This is a genomic window from Microbacterium sp. KNMS (assembly GCF_053851835.1).
In genome coordinates, this window is the sequence record NZ_JBSQBP010000021.1 from 1 (window position 1) to 18,948 (window position 18,948).

Genomic DNA, 18,948 nt, shown 5'->3' on the forward strand with positions numbered 1-18,948 from the left:
AACCCGGAAGCTAAGCCTCTCAGCGCCGATGGTACTGCAAGGGGGACCTTGTGGGAGAGTAGGACACCGCCGGACTTAACCTGAACGAAAGGCCACCCAACGTCGGGTGGCCTTTCGTGCGTTACACGGGCATCACCCGAACACCGCCTCGTGGCAGTCAGCCGCGCGGCGGCTCGAAGCTCAGCGGTGACCACTCGCCTGCGTGGGGCAGCTCGGCGTACCGCACGTCGGTCGTCTGCGCGGAGACCGATGCCACGCACGCCAGGAGCGACTGCGTCGGGTAGCCGTGCGGGCGGTTGTCGCGGATGATCGCGCGGTCGTCCTCCGGGCTGAGCTCGGCGCTCTGCGCGAGCACCTTCAGCCAGGGCTCCCACCATCCGCTCGCATCGCCATCCGTCGACGCGGCCTCGAAGGTCGCGTGCCATGCCGCGATGCGCGGCGTGGCCGGGTCGTCCGCATCGGTGTGCGCGATCATGTGCGTGCCGGGGGACAGGCGTTCGCGTCGCAGCTCCTGCCCGTTCCACGAGACGATCGACGCGCCCTCTCCATCGACCTCGACGAGGTTGAAGCCCAGGGTGCGGAGCTCTCCCTGCGGGGTGACGCCGCTGACCGCGTCGAGCACGATGCCCCCGCGCGAGGCGAACTGAGCGGCCGGGAGATCCGGTTCGCCGGCGCGGTTGAGCAGCACCGCGAGGCGGCCCGGCCGGGCTGCGAGCCATGCGCCTCCTGCGAGGCGATCCTGCACACCGACGACGTCCGGCAGCTGCGGCCACCACGAGCCGAGCGGGTTCCACGGGCGAGCCGGGTCCTCGTCGCGCACGGCGAGAAGGCGGATGGGCTCGGCGGTGGCGCCGGGCTCGGGAATGCGGATGACGACGGTGCACATAGCGATCCCGATCAGCCTACGGCCGCGCGGAGGGGTGCCGGGCGGCCAGACGGATGGGAGAATCGCACTCGATGAACATCGTCGTGGGAGTGTCCGGCGGCATCGCCGCGTACAAGGCCGTGCACCTCGTGCGGCTGCTCGTGAAGGACGGTCACGACGTGCACGTCGTGCCCACCGCTGACGCGCTGCGCTTCGTCGGTCTGCCGACCTGGGAGGCGATCAGCCGCCATCCGGTGACGACATCCGTGCATGAGGACGTCGCGAGCGTGCGCCATGTCGCGCTGGGCCAGGCGGCCGACCTCGTCGTCGTGGCGCCTGCCACCGCGAACACGCTCGCGCGGATGGCCGCGGGCATCGCGGACGACCTCCTCGGCACGACGCTGCTCGCGACGACGGCGCCGGTCGTCGTCGCCCCGGCCATGCACACGGAGATGTGGCGGCATCCCGCCACGGAGGCGAACGTCGACACCCTGCGCCGCCGCGGCGTGCTCTTCGTCGGCCCGGAGTCGGGGCAGCTCACGGGGGACGACGTCGGGCCGGGTCGGATGGCCGAGCCCGAGCGGATCCACGAGGCTCTGCGCGCGATCCTCGCGCGTCGACAGCACGCCGCCGGGCTGCGCATCGCCGTCTCTGCGGGCGGGACGCGCGAGCCCATCGACCCCGTCCGCTTCCTCGGCAACCGCTCGAGCGGTCGCCAGGGCGCGGCCATCGCGATCGCGGCGGCCGACCGCGGGGCCGAGGTGACCGCGGTGCTCGCGCATGTGGACGAATCCGTCCGGAGCGCCCTCGAGGGCCACCCCCGCATCCGGGTGCGCGTCGCCGGCACGGCCGCCGAGCTCGCCGCGGAGATGCGCGAGGTGGCGCCCGGCGTCGATGTCGTGATCATGGCCGCGGCGGTCGCCGACTACCGCGTCGCGTCGGTGTCCGAGAGCAAGCTCACGAAGGAGGCGGCCGGCGGCGTGCCCCCGACGCTCGAGCTCGTCGAGAACGAGGACATCCTCGCGGGACTGGCCGCCGACCGGAGGCCGGGCCAGACGGTCGTCGGCTTCGCCGCCGAGACGCCCGCGGAGGGGGAGACCCTTCTCGAGCGCGGGGTTCGGAAGCGTCGACGGAAGGGCGTCGATCTCCTCGCGGTGAACGCGGTCGGATGGTCGGAGGGCTTCGAGCAGGCCGACAACGCGCTCACGATCATCGACGCGCAGGACCAGGTCGCGGCATCCGTCACCGGCTCCAAGCGCGAGGTCGCCGATGCGCTGATCGACGCCATCCTCGCCGTGCGGAGCTGACCCCCTCAGTCGTCGCTCGAGTGCAGTCCCCGTCGGACGGACAGGAGCGTCACCTCGGGGTGCTCCTCCGCGAGCACGCGCTCGGCGCGGTCGAGCACGTCGCGCACGTGCGCGAGGTCGGCGCCCACGACCGAGAGCCCGATCGCGGTCCGCCGGTGCAGGTCGTGCGCACCCACCTCCGCGGCGGCGGCCTCGGTGCGGCGGGAGAGGTTCGCGATGAGCGGCCGGATGACGCTCCGCTTCTCCTTGAGGGAGTGCACGTCACCCAGCAGGACGTCGAACTCGACCCAGCCGATCCACATGGCGCCAGTGTCGCATGGCCGCCTCGGCGCGCGTGAGCGCGCAGCGGATGGATCCACCCGAGATGTCCGGGATATCGCCAGCGACGCGGCGTAGGCTCCGCGCATGAGCAGCACCTGGATCGCGCAGCCCACGGTCGACGACGCCACGGTCACGGCGAGCACAGGGCGCGGATGGGACGAGTGGGTCGCCCTCATCGACGCCGGCCCGGGCCCCGAGGCCGGGCACACGGCGATCGCCCGCTGGCTCGTCGACGCGCACGCGGTCGACGCGTGGTGGGCGCAGTCCGTGACCGTCGGCTACGAGCGCATCCGAGGGCTGCGGCTGCCGGGGCAGATGCCCGACGGGACGTTCAGCGTCTCGCGCAGCCGGCGTCTCCGCGTGCAGGCCGACACCCTGCGCGACGCGCTGCTCGATGACGCGCTGCGGCGCGAGCTGCTCGGCGAGGTCGAGACCGAGCTGCTCTCGCGGCCCACGGCGAAGAACCTGCGCTTCCGCGTCACCCACGAGGGCATCGAGACGGGGATCGTGGCGTTCACCGCGGAGGACGCGGGTGACGGCACGCGCCTCACGGTCACGCACGAGAAGCTGCCCACGCCCGAGGAGGCGGAGTGGTGGAAGGCGCACTGGGCCGAGTGGCTCGACGGAGTCGGCTCGAACCCGTGAGCCTCAGTGCGCGGCGTGGTACGTCGCGCCGCTCTCGTCGGCCTTCCAGTAGCCCTTGACGACGATGCGCTCGGGGTCGAGCGACCAGCGGTCGACGGCGAGCGAGCGCCCGGCCTTGACGACCGCCTGCTCGGCGGCGATGAACGCGAAGACGTCGCCATCGGGCCGGTCGGCCTCGGTGAGCTGGTCGAGCCGGGAGATGAGCGCCGATGTCGGGCGGGCGCCGTCCCGATGCACGTACTCCACGGCGACCGGTGCATCGATCGGCACCTCATGCGCGGCATCCGCGACCTCCACGAGCACGCGGGCGCTCGCGCCATCCGGGATCGCCGCAGCGTAGCGGCGGATCTGCGGGATGGCGGTCTCGTCGCCCGCGAGGAGCCACGCGTCGGGCGCGCCGTCGATGCGCAGCGTGCCGCGCGGGCCCCCGACGCCGAGCAGCGAGCCCATCGGGGCGCCAGCAGCCCACACGCCCGCGACGCCCTCGTCGCCGTGCACGGCGAACTCGAGGTCGAGCCAGTCCTCGCCCCACCGCAGCGGGGTGAACTCGCGGCTGGGCGCCTCGCGCATCTCCTCGACGCTCGACGGGGCGCCGTCGGGGAAGAAGATGCGGATGTGGTCGTCGTGGCCGAGGCCCTCGCCGAAGCCCGCGAGGTCGTCGCCCTGAACGCGCACCCGGACGTAGTCCGGACCGATCCACTCGCGGGAGGCGAGCCGTGTGAACCGGAAGCGGAGGTCGACGCGCGAGCGCTCGAGTGCGAAGCGGGCGTCCGTGGAATTCGACAAGTGCATAAGACTTAGGTTAGCCTTCCTGCGATCCGGTTAGGTTCGGCTTACCTGAATCGAGCGTCCCGAGGAAGAGCGGCGCTCCCGGCATCGTCCCCCACGAGACCGCGGATGACACCGCGCTCTCCGACCCAGGAGGCACCGCTATGTCCACGACCCGTCCGATCGCTGCGCTCTCGCTCGTCGCGGCATCCGCCCTCGCTCTCGCCGGCTGCGCTTCGGCCGCCGATGACAGCGCCGAGGCCGCTCCCGAGGAGTCGGCGGCCGCCGAGCCGACCTCGGTCGAGGTCGAGGACAACAACGGCACGCAGACGGTCGCCGTCCCGCCGACGTCGGTGGTCGCGACCGACAACCGCACGTTCGAGACGCTCGCCGACTGGGGCATCGAGCTCTCCGCCGCCGCCGTGTCGCTCATGCCCGAGACGATCCCGTACACGACCGACGACGCGATCGTCGACCTCGGCACGCACAACGAGCCCGACCTCGAGGCCGTGGTCGCGGCCGAGCCCGACCTCATCGTGAACGGTCAGCGCTTCGCGCAGTACCACGACGACTTCGCGGCGCTCGCGCCGGACGCGACGATCCTCGAGCTCGACCCGCGCGAGGGCGAGCCCTTCGACGCGGAGCTCAAGCGCCAGGTCGCCGTGCTCGGCGAGGTCTTCGGCAAGCAGGCCGAGGCCGAGGAGCTCGCGGCCGACCTCGACGCTGCGATCGAGCGCGTGAAGGCCGCCTACGACCCGGCCGACTCGGTGATGGCGGTCATCACGTCGGGCGGAGAGATCGGGTACTCCGCGCCGGGCAACGGCCGCACGCTCGGTCCGGTGTTCGACATCCTCGGTCTCACCCCCGCGCTCGAGGTCGCGGAGTCGAGCGACGACCACCAGGGCGACGACATCTCCGTCGAGGCGATCGCCGACTCGAACCCGGACTGGCTCCTCGTGATGGACCGTGACGCGGCCGTCGCCGCAGACGACCCGGAGTACACGCAGGCGGCCGAGGTGCTCGAGGACTCCGAGGCGCTCGCCGGCGTCACCGCCGTGCAGGAGGACCAGATCGTGTACATGCCCGCCGACACGTACACGAACGAGGGCATCCAGACGTACACGGAGTTCTTCAACGACTTCGCCGACGCCCTCGAAACGGGCGCGTGATCCGACACGGCTGAACCGGTGGCGGGCCCGCAGGACGCGGGCCCGCCGTCGACGCAGAGGACCCCATGACTCAGGCCATCCCCACCGCGGCGCCCGCGCGCCGCAGCCGTCTCTTCGACGCTCGGCTGCTGATCGGCGTCGCCGTGGTCGCGGCGCTTCTCGTGCTCTCGCTCTTCGTCGGCGTCTACGACGTGCTCGGCGCCGACGACGGCGCCGAGATGTTCGCGATCACCCGGATCCCCCGGACGGTCGCCCTCGTGCTCGCGGGCGCGGCGATGGCGATGTGCGGCCTCGTGATGCAGCTGCTCACGCAGAACCGCTTCGTCGAGCCCACGACGACGGGCACGACGGAGTGGGCGGGGCTGGGCCTCCTCGCGGTCATGGTGCTCATCCCCGACGCGAGCATCCTCACGCGGATGGTCGGCGCGGTCGTCGCCGCGTTCGTCGGCACGATGGTCTTCTTCCTCTTCCTGCGCAGGGTCTCGCTCCGGTCCTCGCTCATCGTGCCGATCGTCGGGATCATGCTCGGCGCCGTGGTCGGCTCGGTCTCCATGTTCTTCGCCCTGCAGACCGACATGCTGCAGAGCCTCGGCGTGTGGTTCGCGGGCAGCTTCACCTCCGTCCTGCGCGGTCAGTACGAGCCGCTGTGGGTCGTCCTGGCGGTGGGGATCGCGATCTTCATCGCCGCCGACCGCTTCACGGTGGCGGGGCTGGGCGAGGAGGTCGCGACCAACGTCGGCCTCGACTACAACCGCATCATGCTCCTCGGAACCGCCCTCATCGCGGTCGCCACGGGCGTCGTGACGGTGGTCGTCGGCAACCTGCCCTTCCTCGGGCTGATCGTGCCCAACGTCGTCTCGATGGTCCGCGGCGACGACCTGCGCAGCAACCTGCCGTGGGTCTGCCTGCTCGGCATCGCGATCGTCACGGTGTGCGATCTCGTCGGGCGGACGATCATCATGCCGTTCGAGGTGCCGGTGTCCCTGATCCTGGGTGTCGTCGGTGCCGCCGTCTTCATCCTCCTTCTCCTGAGGCAGCGTCGACGTGGCTGACACCCGAACCGTCCTCGCCCCCGCAGGCGCCGCGACCCGCCGCAGCGCCGCGCCGCTGCCGACCCTCCGCGCGCGGCGCCGCTACGGCATCCTGCTCGCGGTGCTCGCCGCGCTCGCGGCCGGCGCCGCGTTCGGACTGCTCGCGTGGGACAACCCGATGCCCGTCGGCTCCGAGGGGTTCTGGCGCATCGCGAACCTCCGCGCGACGAACCTCGTCGTGCTGTCCGTCGTCGCGGTGTGCCAGGCGATCGCGACGGTGACGTTCCAGACGGTCACCGAGAACCGGATCATCACGCCGTCGATCATGGGCTTCGAGTCCCTCTACACGGCCGTGCAGACATCGGCGGTCTACTTCCTCGGCGCGGCTGGCGTGGTCGCGCTTCAGGGCGTGCCGCAGTTCCTCCTGCAGGTCGCCCTCATGGTCGGGCTCTCGCTGCTGCTCTACGGATGGCTGCTGTCGGGGCGGTACGGAAGCCTCCACATCATGCTCCTCGTCGGGATCGTCATCGGCGCGGGCCTCGGGTCGGTCTCGACCTTCATGCAGCGGCTGCTCACGCCGAGCGAGTTCGACGTGCTCGCGGCCCGGCTGTTCGGGAGCATCGCGAACGCCGACGCCTCCTACCTGCCCGTGGCTCTCCCGCTCGTGGGCCTCGCGGTGATCTTCATCCTCGCGAACGGCCGCCGGCTCAACGCGATCGCCCTCGGCCGCGACCTGAGCACGAGCCTCGGCATCGACCACCGACGCGAGGTCATGCGGATGCTGTTCTTCGTGTCCATCCTCATGGCGGTCTCGACGGCCCTGGTCGGTCCGCTGACGTTCCTCGGCTTCCTCGTCGCAACGCTCGCCTACCAGTTCGCCGACACGTACGACCACCGCCTCGTCTTCCCGGTCGCCGCGCTGACCGGCTTCGTGGTCCTGGCCGGGGCGTACTTCGTCATGAAGAACGTCTTCGCCGCGCAGGGCGTCGTCTCGATCATCATCGAGCTCGTCGGCGGAACCGTCTTCCTCTTCGTCATCCTCAGAAAGGGCAGGCTGTGATCTCGCTCACCGGCGTCCGCAAGGACTACAGCACCGAGGTCGCGATCGGCCCCGTCGATCTGCAGATCCCCGAGGGCGGCATCACGGCCCTCGTCGGGCCGAATGGCGCGGGGAAGTCGACGCTCCTCACGATGATCGGCCGCCTGCTCGGCATCGACGAGGGCAGCATCGAGATCGCGGGCTGCGACGTCGCGAGCACGGCCTCGAAGGACCTCGCTCGCATCGTCTCGATCCTCCGCCAGGAGAACCACTTCATCACGCGACTGACCGTGCGCCAGCTCGTGTCGTTCGGGCGCTTCCCGTACTCCAAGGGGCGTCTGACGCGGGCGGACGAGGAGATCATCAGCCGGGCGATCGACTTCCTCGATCTCACCGCGCTCGAGAACCGCTATCTCGACCAGCTCTCGGGCGGTCAGCGGCAGCGCGCCTACGTGGCGATGGTGCTGTCGCAGGAGACCGAGTACGTGCTGCTCGACGAGCCGCTCAACAACCTCGACATGCGCCACTCCGTGCAGATGATGAAGCAGCTGCGGCGCGCGGCCGAGGAGCTCGGGCGGACGATCGTCATCGTGCTGCACGACATCAACTTCGCGGGCCACTACGCCGATCGCATCTGCGCGGTCAAGGACGGCAGGGTCGTCGAGTTCGGCACGCCCGACGAGATCCTCACCGACGAGGTGCTGACACGCGTCTTCGACACCCCGGTGCAGGTGGTGGCAGGCCCGAACGGGCCGCTCGCGGTCTACTACTGACCTACAGCTCGATGCCGTGATCCTCGTCGTTCACGCCCTGGTTGCGCCCGCGGCGCGACTCGAACGACATGAAGAGGATGAGCCCGACGACGAGGCCGAGCACGATGCCGAGGCCGACGTTGCCCAGGATCAGCCCGACGATGATGGCGAGCGCGAGCACGCCGAGGGCGATGAGCAGGGTGCGGCCGCGGGTCATGCCACCATCATGCCGCGCTCAGCGGTCGCGGTGGTCCTCCATGTGCAGGCGCGGCGCTCGCCGCGGCTCGCTCGCGCCGGACGCGAGGATGAGGCGGATGACCCGGTAGCGCTGCCCGCGCCAGGGTTCGAGCAGCTCGAGCATGCCGTCGTCGTCCGTCCGGCAGCCGGTGAGCGCGTACCCGACCTGATGCGCGAGATGGAAGTCGCCCACGCTCACCGCGTCCGGGTCTCCGAGCGCGCGGATGCGCGTCTCGGATGCGGTCCAGAGGCCGATCCCGCGGATGGCCGTGAGGGCGCGGTCGCGACCGTCGCCATCCGCCGCGTCGAGCGCCGCCCGTACGAGCGAGGGTCCGCGTCGGGCCGCCTCGACGATGGTGCGCGCCTGCGGCGGCTCGAGCCCTGCTCTGTGACATGCCCACGACGGGATGAGCCGCCAGCCGTCGATCGAGGGCGGCGCGAACAGGGGCCGCGGTGTCGGGCCGGGGACGCGTTCGCCGAACCACGTGACGAGGGCGCGCCAGGCGCCGAACGCCTGCCGCAGGGTCACCTTCTGCTCGGTGATGGACTGCGCGAGCGCGTCGAAGAGCAGGTCGCTGCGCGCGATGCGGAGGCCGGGGTGCCGCCGGTGCGCGTCCGCGATGAGCGGATGGGCGCGTGCGTCGAAATCGCCGTCATCGTCGAGCGCGCCGCAGAGGGCGGGCACCTGGGCGATCGCCCACGCGCGCCCCGGGCCCCAGGCCGCGGCGCGCACCGCGCCATCCGCCGTCTGCCGCAGCGCCGTGCACGCGATGCCGTCGGGGGTGCGCGTCGCGCGCCAGACCACGCCGCGGTCGAAGGCCTGCGCCGGATCGCCCGGGCCGCGCTGCAGCACGGCGACCGTCGCGTAGAGGTCGAGAGGGCGCCGCGGGCGGTAGACCGTCTCGAGGCGCGGGCCGGGGTCGGGCCGCGGGTCGCGCTCGCGGGGCGCGAAGCGCGACTCGAGCGCGGCCTGAGGGATCATGCCGCCACGCTACGCCCCGCACCCGACAAAGCGGTGCGCGGCGCGGGTCAGAAGCGGTCGGGCGACGGGGCGCCGGCGCCGTACCGGATGGTGACGTCGGCGTGGCGGTCGAAGCGGTACCCGACGCCGCGCACCGTGCGGACGATGTCCTCGTAGCGCCCGAGCTTCGCGCGCAGGCGGCGCACGTGCACGTCGATGGTGCGCTCGCCGGGCACGTCGTCCTCGCTCTGCGCCTGCCACAGCGACTCGACGAGCTCGGTGCGCTCGATCGTGCGGCCCTCGCGGAGCACGAGGTACTGCAGCAGCTCGAACTCCTTGAACGTGAGGGCGGCCGACTCGCCGTCGAGCAGGACGCGCTTGCGCGAGATGTCGACGACGACGCCCTCGGCCTGCTCGGGCTCGGTCGTCTCGGGCTGGACGCGGGCGACCGCACCCGGCTCCTTGAGGGCGAGGCGGACGACGTCGACGTCGCGGCCGCCCGCGTTCTGCGGAGCGAGCGCGACGGCCGCGTAGGTCTCGGCGCTGGGGGAGAGCTCCGCGATGGTGCGGCGGAGCGCCTCGACGATCGTCGAGAGCGAGACGCCGTCGGCGACGGCCTTGGCCTCGTCGAGCCCGACGTAGAGGGCGAAGCCGCGGGGCGAGACGCCCGGCTGCGGGCCGGTCTGCGGCGCCTCGGCGGGGGAGGGGACGGCGCGGAGGTGGGTCGGACGGGCGGTGGGAGCGGCGGGGCGGACGGTCGCGGGGCGCTCGAGGAGGGAAGCAGACATGATGATGGAGTCCTTCTGCGGGGGAACCCGGTGGGTTCGGTCGTGCTGAGGTGCGGCCGAATCGGCGGTGATCGCCTGATCGTGAGCTCGGCCGGTGCCGGATGCGGCGGTGTCGAAGCTGCCGGGGTGATCGGAGCTCGGGGGCGTTGCGACCATGGGGGTCTCGCGGTGCCCTGGCGGTGCTGCTGAGGGGTTATCCGACGTCAGCTGCACATTCGACAGCACGTGACAACACAGCCGGCCATCATCATGCCGGCAGTCCCGTTCGCCTCCCAGGCGGACAAGGGCTGTGTGCTGTCAGTCATGTCGCCGATTATGTCCGGGCGTGTCGGGGTGTGTCAAACGGAGTCCGGATGTGACGGTCTGCGTGAAGAAAAGTGACGGATGTGCGCGGCTGAGAGCCTCCCGGCAGGGCGATCTGCACGCGCCTCGGTGTCGGTGGGCGGGCGTACTCTCGGAGGGTGACCGAGCTCCACTTCACCCACGCGCCCGAGGCGTCGCGCTACGAGCTGCGGCGGGGCGACGACCTCGTGAGCATCCTCGACTACCGCGACAACGGGCGCACGGTCGCGCTGACGCGCGCGTACACGAATCCCCGCTTCCGAGGCCACGGCTACGCCGCGGTCGTGACCGAGCGCGCGGTCGCCGACATCGAGTCCCGCGGCGATCGGCGCGTGCTGCCGGTGTGCTGGTACGTGGCCGACTGGTTCGCGGAGCATCCCGAGCGCGCCGGCCTGCTCGCTTCGTGAGGCTCTGGACGCTGCACCCCTCGCTCCTCGATCGGCAGGGGCTCACCGCCGTCTGGCGTGAGGGCCTGCTCGCGCAGGCGGTGCTCCTGGGGCGGACGAAGGGCTACACCGCGCACCCGCAGCTCGACCGCTTCCGCGCCCACGCGGATCCGGAAGCGGCGATCGGCGCCTACCTCGCGGGCGTGCAGGAGGAGGCGACCCGCCGCGGCTATCGATACGACGCCGAGCGCATCGCGGTCCCGCCGCACGGCGAGGTCGAGGCGATCCCCGCGACCGCGGGCCAGCTCCAGTTCGAATGGGGTCATCTGCTGCGCAAGCTGGCCATCCGCTCTCCTGAGCTCCATGAGGCGCATGCCGCGCGCCTCACGCGCGACAGCCATCCGCTCTTCGTGATCGTGCCCGGCGACGTCGAGCCCTGGGAGCGCGGGCGGGAGTAGCGTGGCGTCCATGCGCATCCTCCTCATCGGCGGCACCGGCAATATCAGCTCGTACGTGACGGAGGAGGCTCTCGCACGGGGGCACGACGTCACCGTGCTGAACCGCGGGAAGAGCGAGGTACCGGAGGGCGTGCGCTCGCTCGTCGGCGACGCAGGTGACGCCGCATCGATCGAGCGCGCCGTGGGGGCCGAGACGTTCGACGTCGTCGCGAACTTCCGCAGCTTCTCTCCGCAGCAGGTGGCCGACGACATCCGGATCTTCGAGGGCCGGACGGCGCAGTACATCTACATCTCGAGTGCGTCGGCGTATCAGAAGCCGATCGCGCAGCTGCCGATCGTGGAGTCGACGCCGTTGCGGAACCCGTTCTGGCAGTACTCGCGCGACAAGATCGCGAGCGAGGACCTGCTCGTGGCGGCGTACCGCGCGTCGGGCTTCCCGATGACGATCGTGCGGCCGAGCCACACGTACGGTCCGTCGCTCATCCCACTCGAGGGCAAGTGGACCGCGCTGCAGCGCATCCTCGACGGGCGGCCGATCGTCGTGCACGGCGACGGCACGAGCTGGTGGACGCTCACGCACTCGCGCGACTTCGCTCGGGCGTTCGTCGGGCTGTTCGGCAATCCGCACGCGCTCGGGCAGGCGGTGCACATCACGAGCGACGAGAGCCTCACGTGGGATGAGATCGCCCGGCTCCTCGGCCGCGCGCTCGGTCGCGAGCCGGAGATCGTGCACGTGGCGTCGGACGCGATCGCCCGCGAGCTTCCCGAGATGGGCCCCGGGCTCGTGGGCGACAAGGCGCACTCGGTGATCTTCGACAACACGCGGATCAAGCAGCTCGTGCCCGGATGGACGGCGACGACGCCGTTCGCGGAGGGTGCGCGCGAGATCGTCGAGTGGCATCGGGCGGATCCGTCGCGCCAGGAGGTGGACGCGGAGCTGGATGCCGCGTTCGATCGGCTCATCGCGAAGCACGGGGCGTAGGGGCGGGTCGTCCGGCCGGTCGTTGAGCGGGTTCCGTTTCCCCGGTCGTTGAGCGATGCCTCCCTCACGGTCGTTGAGCGGTCGCTCCCTCCCGGTCATTGAGCGATCGCCACCTCCCGATCGTTGAGCGGTCGCTCCCTCCCGGTCGTTGAGCGAGCGAAGCGAGTCGAAACGCCGCGAGCCGACCTCCTGACCTTCTTCGCTCTGGTCTCCGCGCGTCGAAACGCCGCAAGCCGACCTCGGGACCTTCCTCGCTCTGGTCTCCGCGAGTCGAAACGCCGCAAGATGGTCCCGGAAGGGAATCCCATGACCCGCGTGAAGTCGACGTTCCTGAAGGTGCTCAACCGCACCCTCAACCCGCTGACGCTGCGCGCGGCGCGGAGCGGGCGGGGTCCGTTCTCGCTCATCGAGCATGTCGGACGGCGCTCAGGTCGGACCTTCGAAGCACCGCTGATCCTCGCGCGCGTGCCCGAGGGCTTGGTCGCCGAGCTGACGTACGGCCCGCAGGTGAACTGGTACCGCAACGTCGTCGCGGGCGGCGGGCGCGTGCTGCATCGGGGGGAGTGGTTCGAGATCACTTCCGTCGAGCCGTACGGCGTCGAGGAGGGGCTCAAGGCCTTCGGCCCGCCGGCGTCGTGGCTGCTGCGATTGCTGCGGAGGCGGGAGTTCCGGCTGCTGCGGGTGGCGCGTTAGGCCGTCAGCTCCGGGTGGAAGTAGTCGTACGGCGGCGGTCGCGCATGACCTCCTGACCCCTGCCCGCCGCGTCGCCGCGGCAATGTCCGACCCCCTCCTTACCGTTGAAGCATGCGGATCCTGCACACCTCGGACTGGCACATCGGGCGGACCTTCCACGGGTTCTCGACGCTCGATGCGCTGCGGGGCGTGTTCGATGCCCTTGTCGAGGAGGTGCGCGCCCGGAAGATCGATGTGGTCGTCGTCGCGGGCGATGTCTTCGACTCCGGTACGCCCGCCGCTGCCGCGTTCGAACTGCTCACCGACACGCTCCGGGCCATCCGCTCGGCAGGGGCTCAGCTCGTCGTCACGAGCGGCAACCACGACTCGGCAGCGCGCCTGGGCTTCCAGGCGCCGCTGCTCAGCGCAGCCGGCGTGCACATCATCACCGATCCGCGCTCGGTCGGCACTCCCGTCACGATCGACGACGAGCACGGGTCCGTGCACTTCTACGGTCTTCCCTACCTCGAGCCCGCGATCGTGCGCAGCGTCTGGCCAGACGTCGACCTGCGCACGCAGGAGCAGGCCATCCGTCACGCGATGAGCCTCGTGAACGCCGACCGCTCCGAGCGCGGCGGGCGATCGATCGTCGCGTCCCACTGCTTCGCGGGCGACGTCGAACCGACCGCGGGCGTCGAGCGCGAGATCCGGCAGGGGTCGCTCGACGTCGTGCCGCTCGTCGACTTCGACGGGCCCGACTACGTCGCGCTCGGGCACATCCACGGGCGGTCGCGGCTCGCGGAGAACGTCCGGTACTCGGGCGCGCCGCTGCACTACAGCTTCGGTGAGGGCGACAAGCCCCGCGGTGCCTGGATCGTCGATCTCGGCGCCGACGGTGTCGAGAGCATCGAATGGCTCGACCTCCCCATCCCGCGCCGGCTCGTCACTCTGCGCGGCACCCTCGACGAGCTGCTGGCCGACGAGCGCTACCGCGAGCACGAGGGCGACTGGGTCTGCGCCGTGCTGACCGACGTGAACCCGCCGCTCGAGCCGATGCGGAAGCTCCGCGCGCGCTTCGACGGATGCGCCACCATCCAGCTCGCACCCGCCGGAGGAGTCAAGGAGGAGCGTCGCACCTTCCGTGAGCGAGTCGAGAGCGCGCGCTCCGACCGCGAGCTCGTCGACGACTTCCTGGCGCACGTGCGCAACGGCGAGGGCGCGACCGACGTCGAGCGGGAGATCATCGGCGAGGTCGTTTCGACCCGCGAGGCCGCGGAGACGCGCGCATGAGAATCCACCGCGTCGAGATCGAGGGCTTCGGCCCCTTCCGCAGGCGCCAGGTCGTCGACCTCGACGCATACGCCGCCGACGGCCTCTTCCTCATCGGCGGGCGCACGGGCGCCGGCAAATCGAGCATCCTCGACGCGATCACCTTCGCGATCTTCGGCTCGGTTCCGCGCTACGAGGGCGGAGAGAAGCGCCTCCGCAGCGACCACTGCGAGCCCGACGACCCGACGAGCGTCGCCGTCGAGTTCACGACCGGCGGCACCCGCTGGCGCATCGAGCGATCGCCCGAGTACGAGCGCCCGAAGAAGCGCGGCGACGGGATGACGACGGCTCCCGCACGCGCTCAGATGGGCGAGGTGGTCGGCGACTCCGTCGACTGGCGCGCCGCGAAGGACCGCGACGTCGCGAACCTCGTCGCCGAGGTCGTCGGACTCAACCAGCAGCAGTTCCTCCAGGTCATCCTGCTCGCGCAGGGGCGCTTCGCCCGCTTCCTGCTCGCCGACAACAACGATCGACAGAAGCTCCTCCGCACCCTCTTCGGCTCGCGCCGCTTCGAGGACTACGAGAGGGATCTCGATCAGCGGCGGGCATCGGCTGAGGCGACGGTCGCCGAGGGGCGTCAGCTCCTCTCGGTCGTGCTCGACCAGGCCGATGGCATCGCGGCGCGGCTTCCGTCCTCGTCCGAGGCTGCGGCGGATGGCGAGGGCGGCGCGATCGCGGATGCGGCGACCGCGGATGGCCCGGGCCGAGAGGCGACGGAGGCTGCGACCGGGCGCGCCTCTGAGGACATGCGGATCGCCGAGCTCGAGCGCGCCGAGCAGCGCTCGCGCCACGAAGTGGAGATCGCGGAGGCCGCGGAGGCCGAGGCGCGTCGCCGCCGCGAGGCGGCCGCCGAGACCTTCGACCGCCTCCGCGGCGAACGGGAGAAGCAGGAGCAGCGTGACGGTCTGCGGCGCCGGCTCGACGAGCTCGAAGCGCGCATCGACGACATCGAGCGCGCGCGGGCGGAGCTCACCGCGGCGCGCCGGGCGGAGAGCGTCCGCGGCGCGCTCGATGGCGCCGGACGCGCCCTCGCCGCCGTCGCGACCGCTGTGAGCGCGGTCGAGGGCGCGGCGGAGCGGTGGTCCGAGTTCGCGTCGGGCGAGGGCCTCGAGCCCGCCGATCTCGAGCGGATCGCGACGGAGGCGCAGCAGCGGATCGGTGAATGGCGACCGGTTCTCGCCGTCGAGCAGAGTCTCGTCGCCGACGAGGAGGCCCTCGCCGCCCTGCGCGACGAAGCCGCACGAGCGCAGGAGCGCGCCGATGAGGTCGCGGCGCGCCTCGCGGAGATCCCGCGTCGACGCGGGGAGCTCGACGCCGCGGCGAAGTCTGCCACGGAGACCGCGGGGCAGCGCCGCCACGCGGAGGACCGGCTGACCTCGGCGACGGCGCAGCTCGAGGCTGCGCGTGAGGTTGCACGACTCGCGTCTGCGTACGAGCGGGCCGCCGCGGCGGCCGAGGAAGCGCTGCGTGCGCGCGACGCCGCCGATCGCGAGCTCGTCGAGCTCCATCGTCGTCGCCTCAGCGGCTACGCCGCCGAACTGGCGGCGGAGCTCTCGGACGGCGTCGCGTGCGCGGTCTGCGGGTCCACGGCGCACCCCGCGCCAGCCGAGCGGGACGACGATCATGTCTCCGCTGAGGAGATCGACGCCGCGGAGGAGCGGAAGGCGCATGCGAGCCGAACCGAGCTCGCGGCATCCGAGACCCGTCGAGAGGCGCAGCGCGCGCTCGCCGAAGCCGAGGCGAAGTCGGGCGGGCGGAGCGTCGAGCAGCTCGAGTCCGAACGCGACGCAGCGGCAGAGGAGCTCCGCGCGGCGACGGCCGCGGCAGAGGAGCTCAAGGCCATCGAGTCGGCCCAGCGCGAGCTCGCCGAGGAGGAGCAGCGCCTCGGGGCCGAGCGGACCGCGGTGGAGACCGAGAAGACCGAGCTGGCCTCGCGCATCCGCTCGGCGGAGGACGGGCTGGAGAAGAACCGCGCGACGGTCAAGGCAGCGAGAGGCGATGCCGAGTCGGTCGCCGATCGCATCGAGACGGAGACCCGGCGCGCGGCAGCCGCAGAGGCCTACGCCGAAGCACAGAACGATGCGCTTCGTGCGGAGCGAGCCGCGACAGAGGCGGCCGAGGCGCTCGATCGGGCCGTCCGCGACGCGGGCTTCGCCGATGTCGAGAGTGCGCGCACGGCCATCCGCGACGTCGCCGCGCAGGAGCAGCTCGAGCAGCGGATCAGCACCCACGACGGCGATCTGCGCAGCACGAAAGCCGCGCTCATGGAGCTCGAGTTCCTCGTGCTGCCCGAGGAGCCGATCGACGTCGACGGCGCGCAGGCCGCGCTCTCCGCGGCCGACGACGCCCGCGACGCGGCTGTCGCGCACCTGTCGTCGATGCGTCAGCTCGCTGCGGCGCTGCAGGACGCGCTCCGCCGGGCGCAGGAGGCGCATGAGAGCATCGCCGCCGCGGTGCGAGAGGCGACGATCATCCGCGACCTGGCCGACGCCGTCGCCGGGCGGAATATGAAGAAGATGGACCTCGAGACGTTCGTCCTCGCGGCCGAGCTCGAGGGCATCGTCGAAGCCGCCAACCGCCGCCTCGACGAGATGTCGGATGGCCGCTACGCGCTCCAGCACACCGACGCGCTCGCATACCGCAACGCGGCGAGCGGCCTCGGGCTCGAGGTGCTCGACCGCTTCACGGGGCAGCCGCGGTCACCTCGATCGCTCTCGGGCGGAGAGACGTTCCTCGCCTCCCTCGCTCTCGCGCTCGGCCTCGCCGAGGTCGTGACGAACCGCGCAGGGGGGATCACGCTCGACACCCTCTTCATCGACGAGGGCTTCGGATCACTTGACAGCGAGACGCTCGAGGTCGCGATGCGCACGCTCGACGGCCTCCGCGAGGGCGGCCGCACCGTGGGCGTGATCAGCCACGTCGAGGCGATGAAGGAGCAGATCCCCGCGCAGCTGCGCGTCGATCGCACGCCTCAGGGCTGGAGCACCGTGACCCAGGAGACCGTCAGTCCGCTCGGACGATGATCTGATCTCCGGACAGCTCGAACTGGAGAGCGGTTCCGACGGGGAAGATGTCGCGAAGCGGCGCCGGCGCGCTTTCGTCGATCATTGTCGCGATGGTCGCGGGGAATGGCCCGAACGCACAAGCCGCGAACCCGAAGAAGTACCGCGCTCCGTCATCGGGGAGCGGAGCTGATGCCTGCATGCACCGTGTACCGGCTGCCGTACGCCCCGAACCGCTGAGCGGGTAGGTCACAAAGCTGATGTCGTGGAACTCCTCGAAGACCGTGACATCTCCCGGCATATCGAGTTCCGGCGGCAGCTCGCCGTCCGGGTCGACGTGCAGCACGGCGACGCGGTGCACGTCGATGCTCGACACGGCGGCCCCGCCCCCGAGGGTGACCGCGACGGTGAGGACGAGCGATGCAGCCCAGAGAGCGAGGAGTCTGGTCGAGGGAAGCCCGCGCATGTGCGCCGCAAGCCGTTCGATCCATCGCCATCCCGACACGCCATCCGCTGGAGCGGACAGCACTGGATCGCCCTCCGATGCCGCGCTCTGCGTGTCCGCTGCCGCACCAGGCTGCGCCGACCCGTCCGCCGCGAGCGAAGGGGATGCAGCCGCGACGCCCTCGTCACCCGCGGTGTCGACTTTCGCGGCCCGGGCCGCACCGTCGAGTTCCGCGAGGCGGGCGAGTGCGGCGGCGCGCGTCGCGCCGTCCGCCCCACGCCCGAAGGCCTGCTCGCGAAGGAGTCGCAGTTCGTCGTCGGTCGCGGGAGCCATCCCGCTCATCCTGCCATCGCGCGCGGGTGGCGCCGCGGGCCGCTAGGCGGACAGGCGGTCGAGTTCTGCGATCTCCTCCGGCGCGAGCTCGAGGCGTCCGGCGGCGAGGAGATCCGCCACCTGGTCGACGCGCGACGCCGACGCGATCGGGGCGACGACGGTGGGGCGCGACCGAAGCCACGCGAGCGAGATCGTCGCGATCGACACCCCGTGGGCCTGCGCGATCCGCTCGATGCCGTCGATGAGCGCGAGGTTCTTCTCGGAGATGTACTCCTTCGCAGCGCCCGCACGCGGAGAGCCGGCGTCGGCCGCCGAGCGGTACTTGCCCGCGAGGAAGCCCTTCGCGAGGGAGAAGTAGGGCAGGACGCCGAGGTGGAACTCCTCGGCGAGAGGGAGGATCGTCTGCTCGATGCCGCGCTCGACGAGGTTGTAGTGGGGCTGCACGGCGACCGGGTCAGGGGCGCCGATCTCGCGCGCGATGCGGATCCACTCGCGGATGCGCTCGGGCGTGTAGTTCGAGATCGCGGTGTACTGAACGAGGCCGTCCTGCACGAGCTCGCCGAACGCCGCGACGGTCTCCTCGAGCGGCGTCGACTCGTCGTCGAAGTGCGCGTAGTAGAGATCGATCGACTCGACGCCGAGGCGCTCGATGGACGCCTCCGCGGCGGCGCGGACGTTGGCGGCGGAGAGGCCGCGGAAGTCGGGGTGCTGGCTGACCTTCGTCGCGACGGTCACGCCCTGCGGCTTGCGATCGGCGAGCCAGGCTCCGATGATCCGCTCGCTGTCGCCGCCGCTGTTGCCGGGAACCCACGCGCTGTACGAATCGGCCGTGTCGATGAAGTCGCCGCCTCCTTCGACGAAGGCGTCGAGGATGCGGAACGACTCGTCGCGGTCTGCCGTCCACCCGAACACGTTTCCGCCGAGATTCAGGGGGAAGACGTCGAGCTCGCTCGTGCCGATCCGTGCCATGGTGCCTCCAGTCGTTCGGTGATCCGGCTTCCAGGCTATGAGCTGTCGGATGGCCGGGGCGCGGATCGCGGGGAGATCAGCGGATGCTGCGGCTGCGTTCGCGGGGGAGCGGCGTGCGATCGTGTGCGAATGAACTCGAAGAAAACT

Annotated in this window: 20 protein-coding genes and 1 rRNA gene; 13 read left to right on the forward strand and 8 right to left on the reverse strand. The window is 71.4% G+C overall.

Annotation, left to right across the window (positions count from 1 at the left end):
• Positions 1-75, forward strand: a 5S ribosomal RNA gene (gene rrf / locus ACWXWW_RS13095); the annotation flags it as partial.
• A gap of 82 nt (positions 76-157) precedes the next feature.
• Here the strand turns inward: rrf and ACWXWW_RS13100 are convergent.
• On the reverse strand, positions 158-886 hold the full coding sequence (locus ACWXWW_RS13100) for an NRDE family protein (RefSeq protein ID WP_455970186.1): 729 nt from the start codon (positions 884-886) through the stop codon (positions 158-160).
• A 71-nt stretch (positions 887-957) separates the two neighbouring features.
• Here ACWXWW_RS13100 and coaBC point away from each other — a divergent pair, with 71 nt between their 5' ends.
• Positions 958-2,172, forward strand: a complete 1,215-nt coding sequence (gene coaBC, locus ACWXWW_RS13105; RefSeq protein ID WP_455970187.1) for a bifunctional phosphopantothenoylcysteine decarboxylase/phosphopantothenate--cysteine ligase CoaBC — start codon at positions 958-960, stop codon at positions 2,170-2,172.
• Positions 2,173-2,177: 5 nt separating this feature from the next.
• Here coaBC and ACWXWW_RS13110 read toward each other — a convergent pair whose 3' ends face one another.
• On the reverse strand, positions 2,178-2,474 hold the full coding sequence (locus tag ACWXWW_RS13110) for a DUF503 domain-containing protein (protein ID WP_282980125.1): 297 nt from the start codon (positions 2,472-2,474) through the stop codon (positions 2,178-2,180).
• A 103-nt stretch (positions 2,475-2,577) separates the two neighbouring features.
• On the opposite strand from ACWXWW_RS13110, the gene ACWXWW_RS13115 reads away from it, so the two are divergent.
• On the forward strand, positions 2,578-3,138 hold the full coding sequence (locus tag ACWXWW_RS13115; protein WP_271174361.1) for a hypothetical protein: 561 nt from the start codon (positions 2,578-2,580) through the stop codon (positions 3,136-3,138).
• A gap of 3 nt (positions 3,139-3,141) precedes the next feature.
• On the opposite strand, the gene ACWXWW_RS13120 is transcribed toward ACWXWW_RS13115, so the two are convergent.
• Positions 3,142-3,924: a siderophore-interacting protein gene (locus ACWXWW_RS13120; RefSeq protein ID WP_421076058.1), complete on the reverse strand. Its 783-nt coding sequence runs from the start codon at positions 3,922-3,924 to the stop codon at positions 3,142-3,144.
• 146 nt (positions 3,925-4,070) lie between these two features.
• Here ACWXWW_RS13120 and ACWXWW_RS13125 point away from each other — a divergent pair, with 146 nt between their 5' ends.
• The 4 genes from ACWXWW_RS13125 (at position 4,071) to ACWXWW_RS13140 (ending at position 7,918) form a co-directional block, all read left to right on the forward strand.
• A complete protein-coding gene (locus ACWXWW_RS13125; RefSeq protein ID WP_455970188.1) occupies positions 4,071-5,075 on the forward strand; it encodes a siderophore ABC transporter substrate-binding protein in 1,005 nt (334 codons plus the stop codon).
• A gap of 65 nt (positions 5,076-5,140) precedes the next feature.
• Positions 5,141-6,127, forward strand: a complete 987-nt coding sequence (locus tag ACWXWW_RS13130; RefSeq protein ID WP_455970189.1) for an ABC transporter permease — start codon at positions 5,141-5,143, stop codon at positions 6,125-6,127.
• A complete protein-coding gene (locus ACWXWW_RS13135; RefSeq protein ID WP_455970190.1) occupies positions 6,120-7,166 on the forward strand; it encodes an iron chelate uptake ABC transporter family permease subunit in 1,047 nt (348 codons plus the stop codon). The genes ACWXWW_RS13130 and ACWXWW_RS13135 overlap by 8 nt, the downstream gene beginning before the upstream one ends.
• Positions 7,163-7,918, forward strand: coding sequence for an iron ABC transporter ATP-binding protein (locus ACWXWW_RS13140; RefSeq protein WP_271174365.1), 756 nt, complete (start codon positions 7,163-7,165; stop codon positions 7,916-7,918). The genes ACWXWW_RS13135 and ACWXWW_RS13140 overlap by 4 nt, the downstream gene beginning before the upstream one ends.
• A gap of 1 nt (position 7,919) precedes the next feature.
• Here the strand turns inward: ACWXWW_RS13140 and ACWXWW_RS13145 are convergent, their stop codons facing one another.
• From ACWXWW_RS13145 to ACWXWW_RS13155, 3 genes are read right to left on the reverse strand one after another with little or no spacing between them, the layout of a single operon-like run.
• Positions 7,920-8,114 (reverse strand): hypothetical protein, encoded by a 195-nt coding sequence (locus ACWXWW_RS13145; protein ID WP_271174366.1) that lies wholly within the window; start codon positions 8,112-8,114, stop codon positions 7,920-7,922.
• A gap of 18 nt (positions 8,115-8,132) precedes the next feature.
• A complete protein-coding gene (locus tag ACWXWW_RS13150; protein ID WP_455970191.1) occupies positions 8,133-9,116 on the reverse strand; it encodes a DNA-3-methyladenine glycosylase family protein in 984 nt (327 codons plus the stop codon).
• Positions 9,117-9,163: 47 nt separating this feature from the next.
• Entirely contained in the window at positions 9,164-9,883 is a 720-nt protein-coding gene (locus tag ACWXWW_RS13155; protein ID WP_419775793.1) for a winged helix-turn-helix domain-containing protein, read from the reverse strand.
• A gap of 461 nt (positions 9,884-10,344) precedes the next feature.
• On the opposite strand from ACWXWW_RS13155, the gene ACWXWW_RS13160 reads away from it, so the two are divergent.
• The 6 genes from ACWXWW_RS13160 (at position 10,345) to ACWXWW_RS13185 (ending at position 17,075) form a co-directional block, all read left to right on the forward strand.
• On the forward strand, positions 10,345-10,632 hold the full coding sequence (locus ACWXWW_RS13160) for a GNAT family N-acetyltransferase (RefSeq protein ID WP_282980131.1): 288 nt from the start codon (positions 10,345-10,347) through the stop codon (positions 10,630-10,632).
• The gene (locus ACWXWW_RS13165; RefSeq protein ID WP_455970192.1) at positions 10,629-11,069 is read left to right on the forward strand and encodes a pyrimidine dimer DNA glycosylase/endonuclease V; all 441 of its coding nucleotides are present in this window, start codon (positions 10,629-10,631) and stop codon (positions 11,067-11,069) included. Before ACWXWW_RS13160 ends, ACWXWW_RS13165 begins: the two co-directional genes overlap by 4 nt.
• A 10-nt stretch (positions 11,070-11,079) precedes the next feature.
• Positions 11,080-12,051 carry an SDR family oxidoreductase gene (locus ACWXWW_RS13170; RefSeq protein ID WP_271174371.1) on the forward strand — a complete coding sequence of 324 codons (972 nt, stop codon included), beginning with the start codon at positions 11,080-11,082 and terminating at the stop codon, positions 12,049-12,051.
• Between the two features lie 306 nt (positions 12,052-12,357).
• Complete coding sequence (locus ACWXWW_RS13175) at positions 12,358-12,744, forward strand: nitroreductase family deazaflavin-dependent oxidoreductase (RefSeq protein ID WP_455970193.1); 387 nt, start codon at positions 12,358-12,360, stop codon at positions 12,742-12,744.
• A gap of 111 nt (positions 12,745-12,855) precedes the next feature.
• Complete coding sequence (locus tag ACWXWW_RS13180) at positions 12,856-14,013, forward strand: exonuclease SbcCD subunit D (RefSeq protein ID WP_455970194.1); 1,158 nt, start codon at positions 12,856-12,858, stop codon at positions 14,011-14,013.
• Positions 14,010-17,075 (forward strand): AAA family ATPase, encoded by a 3,066-nt coding sequence (locus ACWXWW_RS13185; RefSeq protein ID WP_455970195.1) that lies wholly within the window; start codon positions 14,010-14,012, stop codon positions 17,073-17,075. Before ACWXWW_RS13180 ends, ACWXWW_RS13185 begins: the two co-directional genes overlap by 4 nt.
• Here the strand turns inward: ACWXWW_RS13185 and ACWXWW_RS13190 are convergent.
• Positions 17,056-17,832, reverse strand: coding sequence for a hypothetical protein (locus ACWXWW_RS13190; protein WP_455970196.1), 777 nt, complete (start codon positions 17,830-17,832; stop codon positions 17,056-17,058). The genes ACWXWW_RS13185 and ACWXWW_RS13190 overlap by 20 nt on opposite strands.
• A 42-nt stretch (positions 17,833-17,874) precedes the next feature.
• On the reverse strand, positions 17,875-18,801 hold the full coding sequence (locus ACWXWW_RS13195) for an aldo/keto reductase (RefSeq protein ID WP_421076073.1): 927 nt from the start codon (positions 18,799-18,801) through the stop codon (positions 17,875-17,877).
• Between the last annotated feature and the right edge of the window lie 147 nt (positions 18,802-18,948).